We start from the raw sequence: 12,960 nt of genomic DNA on the forward strand, positions 1-12,960 counted from the left end.
TCCCACGGAGGCGTCCTGCCGATGGTGGAGCCGGCGGAACCGACAGCCGGGATCAGGCCGAGCATCTGCCGGTCCCCTGCGAGAAGTCCGACAGGACAGGCATGCCCACCCATCAGCCGGGACCGTCACCGCGGCACGTCCGGCCTGATCAGTCCCTCGGCGCGGAGGGCGTCCCACAGACCGTCGGGGACGACCCGGCGGTGGAGCTCCACGTTCCGCTCGACCTGCTCCGGGGTCCGCATGCCCAGGGTGACGTTGACGACGGCGGGGTGGGTGTACGGGAAGGCGATCGCTGCGGCGGGCAGGGTGGTGCCGTGCTGTTCGCAGACGTCGGCGATCGCCAGTGCGCGGTGTACCAGGTCGGGCGAGGCGTCCTGGTAGTCGTACTTCATTCCGTCGGCGGGCCGGTCCTGGGAGAGCAGACCGGAGTTGAACACGCCGACCGCGACCACGCTCTTGCCGTGCTCCTGCGCGGCGGGCAGCACGTCGTCCAGTGCGGACTGGTCGAGCAGGGTGTAGCGCCCGGCGAGCATCACGACGTCGGCGGCGGTCTCGCGCAGGAAACGGGCGAGCATGGCCGACTGGTTCATGCCGGCGCCGATCGCGCCGATCACTCCCTGGTCGCGCAGGTCGGCGAGCGCGGGCATGGCCTCGTCGGCGGCCTGTCGCCAGTGGTCGTCGGGGTCGTGGAGGTAGACGATGTCGAGGCGGTCGAGGCCGGTACGGCGCAGGGTGTCGTCGAGGGAGCGCAGGACGCCTTCGCGGCTGAAGTCCCACTGGCGGCGCAGGTCGTCGCGCACGACGAAACCCTCCTCGTCGACGCCCCTCGGGTGTTCGTTGGGGACGAGGAGTCTGCCCACCTTCGAGGAGACGACGTAGGCCTCGCGCGGCCGGTCGCGCAGGGCTGCGCCCAGGCGGTGTTCGGAGAGGCCGAGTCCGTAGTGCGGTGCGGTGTCGAAGTAGCGGATGCCCGCGTTCCAGGCGGCGTCGACGGCGGCCGACGCGTCCTGGGCGGGAGTCACCCGGTAGAGGTTGCCGATCACCGAGGCGCCGAAGCCGAGTTCGGAGACGGCGACCGACGTGTTCTGGATCTTCTGGTGGTGCAAGACGTGCTCCTGGGACGGGTGAGAGAGACGGTCAGCGTCGGACGTGGGCCGAGCCGCCCGCGACCAGTGCCTCGAACTCGGTGAGGGTGGCCATGGAGACGTCCCCGGGGGTGGTCATGACCAGGGCGCCGTGGGCCGTGCCGTCCGGGCGTCCATGTCCCCGTGGAAGATGTGCAGGTCGGTACCGCAGATACCGATGTATGCGGGAGCCGGCTCCACCTCGCCGGGGCCGGGCGGGGGAGTCGGGACGGGGGCCGTGTCCAGGGTGCGGGCAGAGGTGTAGCGGGCGGCGAGGGGCATGGTGCGCTCGGGGTCCCTTCAGTGCGGGCACAGCCGGCCGGCTGCCCTGTGGCAGGGCAGCGGCGCTGTGTCCGGTTGTGGGTCGTGGGTTTCGTGGGCTCCGCGGACGGTGTCGTCAGGTGCCGTGGGCCGCGGTGGGGGTGTGGGCCGCCGCCCCGGCGACGGGCGGCAGACCGTAGAAGGCGGTCGCCGTGCCGGCGAGCACCGCCTCGGTCTCGGTCTCGCTGCAGGCGCCCAGCAGCTCGTCGACGGTGGCGGCCCAGCGGTTCCAGCCGCCCGCCAGGTCGGCGACCGGCCAGTCCGAGCCGAACATCAGCCGGTCGGGCCCGAAGGAGGTGAGCAGGGTGTCCCAGACGGGGCGGATGTCGGCGGTGGTCCAGGTGGCGTGGTCGGCCTCGGTGATCAGCCCCGACACCTTGCAGGTCACCTGGGGATGAGAAGCCAGTTGACGCACACCGCGTTCCCAGTCCGCGAGGTCGCCGCGGGCGATGGACGGCTTTCCCGCGTGGTCGAGCACCTGGGGCAGGTCGGGGAAACGCTCGGCCAGCCGGATCGCCTGGTCGAGCTGGTGGCTGCGCACGAGCACGTCGTAGCCGAGTCCGCGGTCCTGGACCGCCCGCATTCCGCGTTCCACGTCGGGGCGTTGCAGCCAGCCCGGATCCGTCTCGCTCTGGACGAGGTGGCGCAGGGATCGCAGATACCGGCCGCCCGGCCCGGCGAGCAGTGCGTCCAGTACGTCGCCGATCGCCGGGGAGGCCAGGTCGGCCCAGCCGACCACGGCCCCGATCAGCGTGTCCCGCTCCGCGAGCGCGAGCAGGTCCCCGGTCTCCGGCACCTCCGCCACGCACTGCACGGCCACTGTGGTGTGCAGCCGACGGCCGGCGATGCGGTGGGTGGCGGTGGAGCGCAGGTCGTCGGGGGTGAACGTACGGCGGATCGAGGCCAGGGCGGGGTCGTCGAGCCAGGGCTGCGGACGCCGATCGAGATCCCACAGGTGGTGGTGGGCGTCGACGAGTACGGGAGTCGAGGTCACTGGGGGATCCAAGTCGGGTCGGTCCGGTACGGGATGTGTCAGGCGGTGGTGTCGTCGCCGGGGCTGCTCAGATGCCAGACCTCGGGGATGTCCGACCACTGGCGGGCCTCTCCCCGGTCGGGCCAGGGCTCCTGGCAGGGGTCGGTGAGTTTCCACCACTCCTGGGTCTCGGGGTCCGCCTCGACGGTGGCCATGTCGGCCTCGAAGTCCGCGCCGTGGTACTCGAAGTAGGCGAACAGGATGTCGCCGTGCAGGAAGATGCTGTAGTTGCGGATGTTCGCCCGGCGCAGGGCGGCTTCGACTCCGGGCCAGACGGCGGAGTGGAGCCGCAGGTACTCCTCGCGGTGCTCGGGCCGGAGCTTGATGGTCTGGGCGATGCGCTTCACGGGGCTTCCCTGTTCGTCTTCGGGATCAGTTGCCGGGATCGGTCGTCGAGGGGGACGTGTCGAACGGCGTGCGGTAGCTGGGGGCCGCCGCGCGCAACCGGAGCCGCAGAGTGAGCCGTACGCGGGTGGACGCGGGGAGCCGGACCGTCAGGTAGGCGCTGTCGCAGGGTGTCTCCGTCTCGGTGACCTCCGGTTCCGTGTGACCGTAGTCGTACAGGTCCCCGATCCAGCCGTCGTCGACGCAGGTTGTGTGGCGGACCGCGGTGATGGTGTGCTCGGCGAAGGCGCCCGCCTGGACGATCAGCGTGCGGTCCGCGCCGGGGGAGAGGTTCACCAGTTCGACGGTGGTCGCCTCGGGGTCGATGCAGGTGACCAGCGCGGCGACGTCCGGCGGCAGGCCCGCCCGGCGTGCGTCTGCGTCGTGGTAGCGCACTCGCGCCTGCTGCAGACCGCCCTGGTACATCACCTGGGGGCCGCCCCAGGTCAGCTGGACGAGGGCCTCGGTGGCAACGGGGTTGCACTGCTGCCACACGTGGATGTCGGGCTCGTCCACCTCCAGGTCGCGGTACCGGTCGATGCGCCGCAGCCGGTGCCGGACCTGGGCCTGGGCGGCGGCGAGGATCCGCTCCGGGTAGCCGGGGTCGTCACCGGCGAGGAAGGCGAACCACGCCTTCTCGTGACCGGACTCCTCCTTGGCCCGGAACGGCCGTACGGTCCGCCAGTCGATGCCGTCGGCCTCGCGCAGCCGCTCCAGCCGGGCCCGGTCGGCGTCGGAGGCGGTGTGGTGCCACAGGGCCACCGGCACGGGCGGGGTGGCCGGGTTGTAGTCGAACCAGCCCTCGTCGTTGTGGCGGAACGGGAGGTGCGGGGTGGGTGTGTGGACGTCCGGGCCGAGCTCGGCAGCCCACTTGGAGGGGAGACTGGAGTCCGCCTCGGTGTGGGGCATCACCTTGCTGCGGGCGATGAGCGCGTCGAGTGATGTGGCGACCATGGAGAGGTGACCGTCGTCCCCGGTGACCGTCGCCGCCGCGAGCGCCGCCACACAGGCCGCGTGACCCACGCTGTGCCAGCCGTGCGGCCAGGACCAGCCGTAGTGGCCTCCGTACCAGCGGCCCTCCAGCAGGCTGCCGACGACCCCGTCCGGCCCGGCGTTGTCGGGGACGATCCCACCGTTGGCCTCGGTCCGCTCGCGCCACGCGCCCACGTACTGGACGATCCAGTCGCGGTAGCGCTGCTCGCCGGTCAGGATCCAGGCGTTGAGGACCAGTCCGGCCGCGGCGAGGTTGACCGCGGTGTCGCCTACGCCCATCCGCTCGCGCATCTGCGCTCCGAGACGTGGGTCCGCGTCGAGGGGGAACGGGCCGCCGGCCGCCTCGGGGATCCAGTCGAGCGGATAGCCGTACGTCTCCGCCTCCTTGAGCAGCCAGGGGTACACGTCATCGTCGAACAGGCCCTGGCGGTCCGGGTCGCTGCCGTTGTGCGGGCGGGTGATGACGCGGTGTTCGGGGTCGTAGTTGCCCTTGGCCGGGTCGACGTACAACTCGGCGAAGCGCAGGGCGCGTTCGGACCAGCGCTCGGGGGCGGCCATGCACAGGAAGTACAGCAGCAGCAGGCTTTCGCCCTGGTGGAACCAGTCGTAGCCGCGCTCGAACTCGTCGTGCAGCATGCCCAGTTCGGTCAGTTGACGGGTCACGCCCTCCCAGTGCTTCTCACTCGCGGGCAGCAGATCGGCGGCGCCGCCGAGCAGGTACAGCTGGGGCCAGTTGAAGAACACCTCGTAGAAGTCGTCCGCCCCGTCACGGGTGGTGAGCGGGCCGGTGTAGTTCAGCCGTCCGTCCGGGCCGGTGAAGTCCTGCTCGAAGCGGCGCCAGGCGTGGTCGAGCAGGTCGAACAGGGCCCGCTGGGACACGGCCCAGCCGGGTGGTTCGAGCAGCGGAACCGTGGCCCGGACCTCGGGTGAGGAGGCCGGTACGTCCTCCCCCGAGGTGTGGTCGGCAGATCTGTGGGGCATGGAAGCGTTCTCCGTTCGGGGTGGTGGCGTGCGCGTCATTCCTTGGTCGCTCCGGCGAGCATCCCGCTGACCAGGAAGCGCTGGGCGAACAGGAAGACGATCAGCACCGGTGTGATGGCCACCAATGTCGCCAGGGCCAGCTGCGGCCGCTCGATCGCGAGGTCGCCGACCGTCGGATTGAACTGCGGCACGCTGCTGAGCAGACTGCCGACGCCCACCTGGATCGGCATCTGGTCGCTCTCGGGGAGCATCACGTACGGCAGGAAGTAGTTGGTCCAGTTGGCGACGAAGCTGAAGAAGCCCACGAGCGCGACGACCGGTGTGGCCAGCGGCAGCGCGATGTGACGGAAGACCCCGAACTCCGAACAGCCGTCCATCCGAGCCGCCGACAGCAGGTCCTTGGGCACGGCGGTGGTGAAGTAGATGTACGTCAGATACACGCCGAACGGATAGAACGAGTACGGCAGGATGATCGACCACATCGTGCCGATCAGCCGCACGGCGTTGAGCTCCAGGAACAGCGGCACCACCAGCGTGGCGTTCGGCATCAGCATCACGACCAGGGTCGCGATGAGCAGGGCGCGCCGGCCGCGGAACTCGGTCATCGCCAGCGCGTATCCCGCAGGTACGGCCACGCAGAGCGTGATGGCCAGCGAGATCCCGGCGTAGACAGCGGAGTTGCGCAGCCACAGCAGGACGGCGTCGTCCTGGAACGCCGTGAGCGCGTTCCAGTTGGCCTTGAGCGCGTGCCAGGAGCCGAAGGAGAGCGGGTTGTCGTGCACCAGCTGCTGATCGGTCTTGGTCGCCGCGAGGACGAGCCACAGCACCGGCAACACGAAGAACACCACGAACACGACCAGGACGGAACCGGCCAGCAGCCGGGACGGCAGGTGCCGTACGACGGGGCGGCGGGGCCGGCTCGGAACCCGGTGGGAGGTCTGGCTCATGGGGCTCGGCTCCCGTTCCGTACGTGCCCCGGCTGCGGCCGGCGTGGAAGAGGTCTCAGTCGGCATCGAAGAATCCCGACCGTGCGACGAAGAGGGAGGCCGCGGACACGCTGACGACCAGGAGCTCCACCGACACCGCGGCGGCGCCGTTGATGTTGTTCATCTGGAAGGCGAAGTCGTACGTCAGCTGGTTGAGCGAGTAGTCGCGTCCGGCAACGCCCACACTGGCGAGGGAGAGCAGCTGCGGTTCGACGAAGAGCTGGGCACCCCCGGCGAAGGCCAGGATCACCATGTACACGATCCACTTGCGGAGCATGGGGATCTGCACCCGCCAGGCGGTCTGCCAGGCACTGGCGCCGTCGATGCGCGCGGCCTCCATGACGTCCTGGGGGATGTTGTTGAGCGCCCCGTACATGACCACGATCCAGCCGCCCGCGCCGGTCCAGAACGCGACGATCGTGAACAGCAGGGCCAGGTTGCCGGGTGCGATGACCTCGCCGAAGGTGTGGAATCCCAGCGTGCCGAGGAGTGAACTGACCGGGCTCACCGTCGGGTCGAGCATGAACAGCCACACCAGCACGCTCGCGGCGCCGGCCAGCGCTCCGGGGATGTAGTAGAGGAAGCGCAGCGCCTGGCTGAGCGGGCCGGAGGCCAGGCGGTGCAGCAGCAGCGCCAGACCCACGACGAACACGACCAGTGAGATGAGCCAGAAGACGAGGTAGAGGGCGACATGGCTCACGGCCTCCATGAAGCGGAAGTCCTGCGCCGTGCTGACGAAGTTGGCGAAGCCGGTGAACGTGCCCCCGGCGTCGGTGAAGGCGAAGTAGATCGCGTAACCGGTCGGCAGGATGCCGAACGCGATCAGCAGGAGTACGTAGGCGCCGACGAAGGCGACGCCGGCCCGGCTCTGCCGAGCGGCGCCGCGAGGGCGCCGGCGGGCAGAACCGGCCGTGGGGTGGCTGAGTGTCACTGGGAGACCTTGTAGCCGTTGGACTTGGCGTACTTGACGATGGAGTCCTGCCAGGCCGGCAGCAGCGAGACGATGGACTTGCCCTGCGTCATGCCCGGCTTGACGGTGGCGGCCCAGATGGCCTCCTGGCTGAACTGGCCCGACCCCCACTGCGGCCAGACCTGGGAGGCGGCGGCCTTGAGCGCGCCGAGGTCGCCGGTGAAGTAGCCGGCGGCGTCCTGCGCCTTCAGCCAGCTCTCGGCGGCGGGCGCGTAGGCCGGGTAGCCGGGCGCCTTCTCGCCCTGGTAGGCGTTGTCGGTGGTGACCCACGTCAGGAAGTCGGTGGCGGCCTTGATGTGGGTGGAGTGCTGGGACAGCAGCCAGGTGCCGCCGCCGACGTTGCCGGTGGAGGGCGAGGTGTCTCCCTGCCACTGCGGGATGGGCGCGGCCGCGATCTGCTGGGCCGGGACCTTGAGGGTGTCCCTGAACACGGCGCCGCCGAACCAGGCGGGACCCGGCATCAGCAGGACCTTGTCCACCTCGTTCTTGGCGAAGTCGGTGCTGAAGACGCCGCTGATGGACATGGACTTCTTCTTGATCAGTACGTCCATGAGCGTGGCCATCTTGGTGCAGGCCTCGCTGGTGGTGTTCACCGACACGGCCTTGGGGCCGGTGATGTGGTTGGCGCCGCACTTGCTCGCCCACAGGTAGATCTCGGGGGTGAAGGAGTCTCCGGCGTCACCCACGAGGTAGCCGGGGTGTTCCTTGGCGACCTTCTCGCCGAGCGCCTGGTACTCCTCCCACGTCGTCGGCACCGCGTAGCCGAACTTCTTCAGCAGCGGCGCGTTGTACCAGAGCACCGCCTGGGAGAGGTCGTTGCGCAGGCAGTAGACGGTGCCGTCGACCGTGCAGACGTCGTTGGCGCCCTCGGCGAACCGCCCCAGGGTCGCCGAGGGGATCAGGCCCTTGTTGAGGGGGGCGGCGAAGCCCGCGTCGACCGCCCAACTGGCCTCGTTGTTCTGGGAGCTGAAGACGACGTCCGGCCAGCCCTTGTGGGTGCGGTTGAACAGCTGGACCTTCGTCTGGAGGTAGTTCGAGCCGTTGGCGTCACCGTCGTAGCTGACGATGTCCAGCTTCACGTCCGGGTGCAGGGACTGGTACTGCTTCGCCGCAGCCAGGCGGGTGGAGTCGACCCAGACGGTCAACGCGCCGTCCTTCTGCGCTGCTTGGGCGAAGCCGTCCTTGCTCGTCGTCGCGCTGGTGCCGCTGCTACAGGCGGACACGGCCAGCAGCACCGTGGCGGCACAGGCGGCCAGCATGGCCGGACGTCTCCTGCTGGGCACTGTCGTGCCGGGCGAGGTGTTGACGGACATGAGCGACTCCACTGGTTTGCAGGCGCCCCGAGTGATCGGGAGGGTGGCGCGTGGATGGGGTGACGCCGGGCCGTCCCGGTCGGGCGTCGGTACCGCGGACAACTGAAGCGCTGCCGCTGCCAAGAAATTAGCCGCCCTATAGCGGGGCGCGTCAAGGGTATGTGTCGCTTCTTTTGGGCCACTTGTAGTCGATCATGCGGTGTCATTTGCCCGTGTAGATCCAGTAAGACGCTTTATAGGGCACCGCCGAGCTGGTTTCCGTGAGCAAGGAAGGCACCTATGAGTACGACACATTATGAGCTGGGGTACGATGACTACGGCTTCAGCGGCGGTCCGCCGCTCTCGACGCAGTCACCCGGAGGCAGGACAGATGGACAACCCGCCCGCGACTGAAGCGGCCCTGCCTGCGCAGGCGCCTCCCGCCGCGGCTGTGCAGACCGACGAGAAAGAAGAGCGGCGTGACTACCGGCCCGGGTACGAGATCGTGGCGGAACGCATCCTCGAGTTCATCGCCGAGTCGCGGCTGGAGCCGGGCGACCGGATGCCCACGGAGAACGATCTCGCCCAGCGACTGGACACCAGCAGAGCAGTGGTGCGCGAGGCGGTGAAGATCCTCTCGGCGCTCGGCCGGGTCCGGGCCCACAAGGGACGCGGACTGTTCGTCGCGGACGACGAGGGCATGCTGATCACCAGCCGGTGGGGAGGATTCTTCCGGCCCGTGGACCTCGATCACGTCCTCATGCTGTTCGAGTTCCGCAGGGTTCAGGAGGTCGCCGCGAGCAGCCTGGCGGCCACCCGGGCCACGCCCGCCGAACTGCGCACCGTCGAAGTCGCCATGCAGCAGTGCCGGCACGGGTTCGCGAGCGGTCAGGTCGATGTGTTCAACCAGGGGGACGAGGACTTCCACATGGCCGTGGCGGCGGCCTCGCACAACGCCTTCCTCGTCAGCGCGGTGCGCGACGCGCGACGTCTGCAGCGACAGTCGAGCGCGATCGGCATCCACGACACGTTCAGCGACCACACCGCGTCGGCGGTCGAGGAGCACGAGGCGATCTACCGGGCCATCCGGGACGGCCGCCCCGACGAGGCGGGCGAGGCCACGGCAGTGCACCTGGACAGGACGCTGGAGGACTACCGGCGGGAGATCCAGCGGCGCCTGTTCGGCTAAAACCGTTGTGCCGCGTGGCGCGTGCTGCGTGGCGTGGGGTCGGCGGTCCGCGAAACCGACGTGATGCTGTCGGCGGTCAGGGGCGGTGTGCGATGACCAGCCAGGCGCGGGAGTCGAACCACACGCCGTCGTCCGTGTCCTGCGCGTCGAGCGTCACGCGAAGCCGGCCGAGTGCGCGCTCGGCGGACGCGGCATCGAGACCGGCGATCAGTTCCTTCACCATGCGCAGTTGCAGCACGGCAGCGTGTGCACGTTCGGCGTCCGGCCCGAAACAGATGGGTTCGCGCACGTCGACGACGTCCACGGCCGTGAAGCCGGCCGAGGTCAGGACATCGGTGACGACATGTGGATCGGCCAGGGTGAAGGGGTCGCCCTGGGCGGGGGCCGACGTCGCTGACGCGTGGCCACCGGAGAGCGCCGCGCGGACGGCGACATGCCACTCCTGGCGGTCGGCGGCCTGCCAGACAAGCTGCACGAAGCGCGCTCCCGGTCGCAGGGCTCGCCCGATGTTGGCGAACGCGACGACCGGATCGGAGAAGAACATCGTCCCGAACCGACTGACGCCGAGACTGAAGTACGCCGGCCGGAATTCATGGTCCTGGGCATCGGCCTGAACGAACCGGACATTGCGGGTCCCCTCGGTCTCGGCCAGCTCGCGGGCCCGCGCCAGCATCGGCCCCGAGACGTCGACGCCGAGCGCGCTCCCAGGCGCCGCGTCCCGGGCCGCCTCCCGGGTGGTCCGACCGGTGCCGCAGCCGACATCGAGGACACGATCTCCGGGCCGGACGCCGAGGGCCTGTGACAGCCGCTCGTGGTACCGGACGAGCTCCGAGTCGTAGTCGAACAATGCGACCTCTTCCTCATCTCACGGGACCGTCACGGAGTACACCCCTGACGGTGTCGAGCCGTACACCCGGATCCAGCTCCGGCAGCCACCATGTCGCACCCGCTCTCGCATACGGTGCGGGATCCACACCCAGCGGCAGACCGACCGCGATGTCGTACGAGGTCATCTCGCCCCGGCGCAGACCGGAGAGGGTGCCCACGGCCTCCGCGAGCTGGTCCGGGTGCTCAAGATTGGCAGGGAAGAAGCCGTCGAGCCGGGCGGCACGGCGGATCGGCTTGACGTTGCCCGGGAATCCGGCGGCCCACACCGGCACACCCGGCCGCTGGACCGGCCGCGGCAGGAACGTGATGTCGTCGACCACGTAGTGCTCGCCGCGATGACGCACCGGCTCTCCCGACCACGCCGCGGTCAGGATCGCCAGGGACTCGTCGAGCATCCGCCCTCGCCTCCGGTCGTCGAGCTGCTCGCCGGTCCTGGACAGCTCGCCGGCGAACCGGTCGCTGCCGAGGCCGACGCCGAGGGTGAGGCGGCCATCGCTGAGCCGGTCCAGTGTCGCGGTCTCCCGGGCGACCTTGGCAGGCCGTCGTCGGGCGAGCACCGACACCATCGGACCGAGCCTGAGCCGCTCGGTCGCGGTCGCGATCGCCGCCAGCGCGATCCACGGGTCGGCGACCTGCCGGACCGGAGTCCGCCAGCACAGCTGGTCCCACACGAAACAGCCGTCCCATCCGGCCTCCTCCGCCTCGGCGGCGAGACGCGCGACCACCCGCGGGTCGGCGAGGTCGTCGAAGAGGGGCAGCCAGAGCGCCGAGCGCAGCCGGTTCACGGCCGACGCCCTTCCGTGTGCCGGACCAGAGCCGCCACGAAGTCGTCCCACACCGGCCTCGGCAGGTCATGTCCGGCCCCCTTGAGCACCAGCAGCTCCGCACCGGGGACGGCGTCGCGCAGCGCCTCACCGTGCGGCAACGGCAGCAGTGGGTCGTGGTCACCGTGGACCACGAGCGTCGGCGTCGCGATGTCGCCGAAACCGCCTCGCACCGGCCGTTCGGGCTCGACGGAGTAGTGGTTGACGAGGGTTGCCGCGTAGTTCCTGGCGCGTGCCACGTCATGCTCGACCAGCACTCGGATCGCGGCTTCGTCGAAGTACGGCGAGCCACCGGCGTAGGCCCTGGCGCCGGCGACGACGTACTCGACGACCGCGGCCGCGTCGGAGGAGTCCGGTTCGGTCGCCATGGCCAGGTCGCCGGAGGGCGGGGGCAGGTCGTCGGCACCGGTCGTGCTCGAGAGGAACGTCAGGGACGCGAGCCGGTCCGGATGGTCCACACCGAGGATGAGTCCGGCCCCGCCGAACATCGACTGGCAGACCACGTGGGCGCGCTCGATGCCCAGGGCGTCCTGGACGCCGAGCACGTCGTGGGTCAGGTCCGCGAACGAGTAGGCCGGCCGTCCCGGCGGGCAGCAGGTCGAGCGGCCGGTGTCGCGATGGTCGTAGCGGACCACGAACCGCCCGCGGGCGGCGATCTGTTCGCAGAGGTCGGTGTCCCACCAGAGCATCGAGGCGGCGGCCCCGGCGACCAGCACGATCGCCGGGGCCGCGGGGTCACCGAAGGTCTCGACACACAGCTCGACGCCGTTGATCTTCAGGAGTTGCTCGCCGTGAGAGAGATGTGAGGTCATGTCCAGCACGCTAGAACCCGTGGGTCCATCGTGAAAAGCGATGATTTCCGATCGATTCGATCGCCTGCGGCAATAGGCATGGCTACGCTGAACACGTGAGCAACGTCGAGCTGCGCCATCTGGCGGCCATGGCCGCCATCGCCGAGGAGGGCTCGTTCGGCCGCGCGGCCGCCCGTCTCGGGTACACCCAGTCGACCGTGAGCCAGCAGATCGCCGCGTTGGAGCGGGCCGTCGGCGGTGCCGTGTTCGACCGGCCGGGCGGCCCCAAGGCCGTGCGGCTCACACCGCTCGGATCCCTGGTCCTGGAGCACGGTCGCGCACTGCTGGAGCGCGCGGAGGCACTGGCCCACGCCGTGGACCGCTTCAAGGCGGGGGGCGGCCGGATCGACATCGGCACGTTCCAGAGCGTGTCCAGCGTGATCCTGCCGGCGGTCGTACGCCGGCTGCGGGACGAGCAACCCGGCTGCGACATCAGGCTGTTCGAGGAGGAGCCGGAGCAGCCCCGGATCGGCGATCTCGACCTGCTGTTCTACGACGGCCGCATCGACGGCGACGTCGAGCGCCGCAAGCTGCTCGACGATCCGTATCTGCTGGTGGCCAGGGCCGGCACCTTCCCCGATGGCCCGGTCTCGCTGGAGCGGCTCGACGGCGTACCCATGGTGGCCTGGCCACTGACCTGCGATCAGCCCGTGATGGAGCAGGCGGTCGCCCGCAGCGGTGCCCGTCCGCGGATCGTGTTCCGCACCGCGGTCAACGACACCCTGCTGGCGATGGTGCGAGCCGGCCTGGGATCGGCGGTGCTGCCCTGGCTCGCTGTCCGCGGTGCCGACATCCCGTCCGACGACGGGCTCCGCATCCACGAGCTGCGGCCGTCCCTGCCGCCACGGGAGATCTACCTGCACTGGCGGGCCGGCCGCATCCGCTCCCCGCTCGCCGCCAGGGCCGTCGACATCGCGTGCGAGGTCGCGACCGCACTCGCGCCGCCCGGAGCGTGGGCCACACCACCGGAGTGATCCGTTGCTCCTTGCCCCACGGGCCCAAAGCCCGTGCACAGCACGGTGATTCACCGCGGCGGGGGGGGGGGGGGGGGGGGGGGGGGGGGGGGGGGGGGGGGGGGGGGGGGGGGGGGGGGGGGGGGGGGGGGGGGGGGGGGGGGGGGGGGG

General features: G+C 70.3%; 12 protein-coding genes and 2 pseudogenes. 2 read left to right on the top strand and 12 right to left on the bottom strand.

Annotated elements, in window-relative coordinates; genetic code table 11:
- Window positions 1-125: 125 nt before the first annotated feature.
- From ACZ48Z_RS41415 to ACZ48Z_RS41455, 9 genes and pseudogenes are all read right to left on the bottom strand, one after another.
- On the bottom strand, window positions 126-1,106 hold the full coding sequence (locus tag ACZ48Z_RS41415) for an aldo/keto reductase (RefSeq protein WP_468741099.1): 981 nt from the start codon (window positions 1,104-1,106) through the stop codon (window positions 126-128).
- A 31-nt stretch (window positions 1,107-1,137) separates the two neighbouring features.
- Window positions 1,138-1,248: pseudogene (locus ACZ48Z_RS41420) on the bottom strand (sugar kinase); the annotation flags it as partial.
- Window positions 1,239-1,406, bottom strand: a pseudogene (locus ACZ48Z_RS41425) (Zn-dependent alcohol dehydrogenase); the annotation flags it as partial. The pseudogenes ACZ48Z_RS41420 and ACZ48Z_RS41425, both read right to left, overlap by 10 nt.
- A 115-nt stretch (window positions 1,407-1,521) precedes the next feature.
- Window positions 1,522-2,439: an amidohydrolase family protein gene (locus ACZ48Z_RS41430; protein ID WP_468741100.1), complete on the bottom strand. Its 918-nt coding sequence runs from the start codon at window positions 2,437-2,439 to the stop codon at window positions 1,522-1,524.
- 38 nt (window positions 2,440-2,477) lie between these two features.
- Complete coding sequence (locus ACZ48Z_RS41435) at window positions 2,478-2,825, bottom strand: L-rhamnose mutarotase (RefSeq protein ID WP_468741101.1); 348 nt, start codon at window positions 2,823-2,825, stop codon at window positions 2,478-2,480.
- A 25-nt stretch (window positions 2,826-2,850) separates the two neighbouring features.
- Window positions 2,851-4,836, bottom strand: a complete 1,986-nt coding sequence (locus tag ACZ48Z_RS41440; RefSeq protein ID WP_468741102.1) for a DUF8034 domain-containing protein — start codon at window positions 4,834-4,836, stop codon at window positions 2,851-2,853.
- Between the two features lie 35 nt (window positions 4,837-4,871).
- The gene (locus tag ACZ48Z_RS41445; protein WP_468741103.1) at window positions 4,872-5,783 is read right to left on the bottom strand and encodes a carbohydrate ABC transporter permease; all 912 of its coding nucleotides are present in this window, start codon (window positions 5,781-5,783) and stop codon (window positions 4,872-4,874) included.
- Between the two features lie 55 nt (window positions 5,784-5,838).
- Window positions 5,839-6,753: a carbohydrate ABC transporter permease gene (locus ACZ48Z_RS41450; RefSeq protein WP_468741104.1), complete on the bottom strand. Its 915-nt coding sequence runs from the start codon at window positions 6,751-6,753 to the stop codon at window positions 5,839-5,841.
- Window positions 6,750-8,105: an ABC transporter substrate-binding protein gene (locus tag ACZ48Z_RS41455; RefSeq protein WP_468741105.1), complete on the bottom strand. Its 1,356-nt coding sequence runs from the start codon at window positions 8,103-8,105 to the stop codon at window positions 6,750-6,752. The genes ACZ48Z_RS41450 and ACZ48Z_RS41455 overlap by 4 nt, the downstream gene beginning before the upstream one ends.
- Before the next feature lie 370 nt (window positions 8,106-8,475).
- Here ACZ48Z_RS41455 and ACZ48Z_RS41460 point away from each other — a divergent pair, with 370 nt between their 5' ends.
- Window positions 8,476-9,273 (top strand): FadR/GntR family transcriptional regulator, encoded by a 798-nt coding sequence (locus ACZ48Z_RS41460; protein ID WP_468741106.1) that lies wholly within the window; start codon window positions 8,476-8,478, stop codon window positions 9,271-9,273.
- Window positions 9,274-9,349: 76 nt separating this feature from the next.
- Here ACZ48Z_RS41460 and ACZ48Z_RS41465 read toward each other — a convergent pair whose 3' ends face one another.
- The 3 genes from ACZ48Z_RS41465 to ACZ48Z_RS41475 are packed head-to-tail and all read right to left on the bottom strand — an operon-like array spanning window position 9,350 to window position 11,797.
- Window positions 9,350-10,120 (bottom strand): class I SAM-dependent methyltransferase, encoded by a 771-nt coding sequence (locus ACZ48Z_RS41465; protein WP_468741107.1) that lies wholly within the window; start codon window positions 10,118-10,120, stop codon window positions 9,350-9,352.
- Between the two features lie 13 nt (window positions 10,121-10,133).
- Window positions 10,134-10,946 carry an LLM class flavin-dependent oxidoreductase gene (locus ACZ48Z_RS41470; RefSeq protein ID WP_468741108.1) on the bottom strand — a complete coding sequence of 271 codons (813 nt, stop codon included), beginning with the start codon at window positions 10,944-10,946 and terminating at the stop codon, window positions 10,134-10,136.
- Window positions 10,943-11,797 carry an alpha/beta fold hydrolase gene (locus ACZ48Z_RS41475; protein ID WP_468741109.1) on the bottom strand — a complete coding sequence of 285 codons (855 nt, stop codon included), beginning with the start codon at window positions 11,795-11,797 and terminating at the stop codon, window positions 10,943-10,945. The genes ACZ48Z_RS41470 and ACZ48Z_RS41475 overlap by 4 nt, the downstream gene beginning before the upstream one ends.
- Window positions 11,798-11,892: 95 nt before the next feature.
- Between ACZ48Z_RS41475 and ACZ48Z_RS41480 the strand changes: the two genes are divergently transcribed.
- A complete protein-coding gene (locus ACZ48Z_RS41480; RefSeq protein ID WP_468741110.1) occupies window positions 11,893-12,810 on the top strand; it encodes a LysR family transcriptional regulator in 918 nt (305 codons plus the stop codon).
- The last annotated feature ends 150 nt before the right edge of the window (window positions 12,811-12,960 follow it).

Source organism: Streptomyces sp. NPDC031225 (genome assembly GCF_055570355.1).

What these genes read in the sequence shown, in the direction of transcription:
- ACZ48Z_RS41455 (WP_468741105.1), bottom strand. Translation starts at nt 8,105, where the DNA reads ATGTCCGTCAACACCTCGCCCGGCACGACAGTGCCCAGCAGGAGACGT.
- ACZ48Z_RS41475 (WP_468741109.1), bottom strand. Translation starts at nt 11,797, where the DNA reads ATGACCTCACATCTCTCTCACGGCGAGCAACTCCTGAAGATCAACGGC.
- ACZ48Z_RS41440 (WP_468741102.1), bottom strand. Translation starts at nt 4,836, where the DNA reads ATGCCCCACAGATCTGCCGACCACACCTCGGGGGAGGACGTACCGGCC.
- ACZ48Z_RS41460 (WP_468741106.1), top strand. Translation starts at nt 8,476, where the DNA reads ATGGACAACCCGCCCGCGACTGAAGCGGCCCTGCCTGCGCAGGCGCCT.
- ACZ48Z_RS41445 (WP_468741103.1), bottom strand. Translation starts at nt 5,783, where the DNA reads ATGAGCCAGACCTCCCACCGGGTTCCGAGCCGGCCCCGCCGCCCCGTC.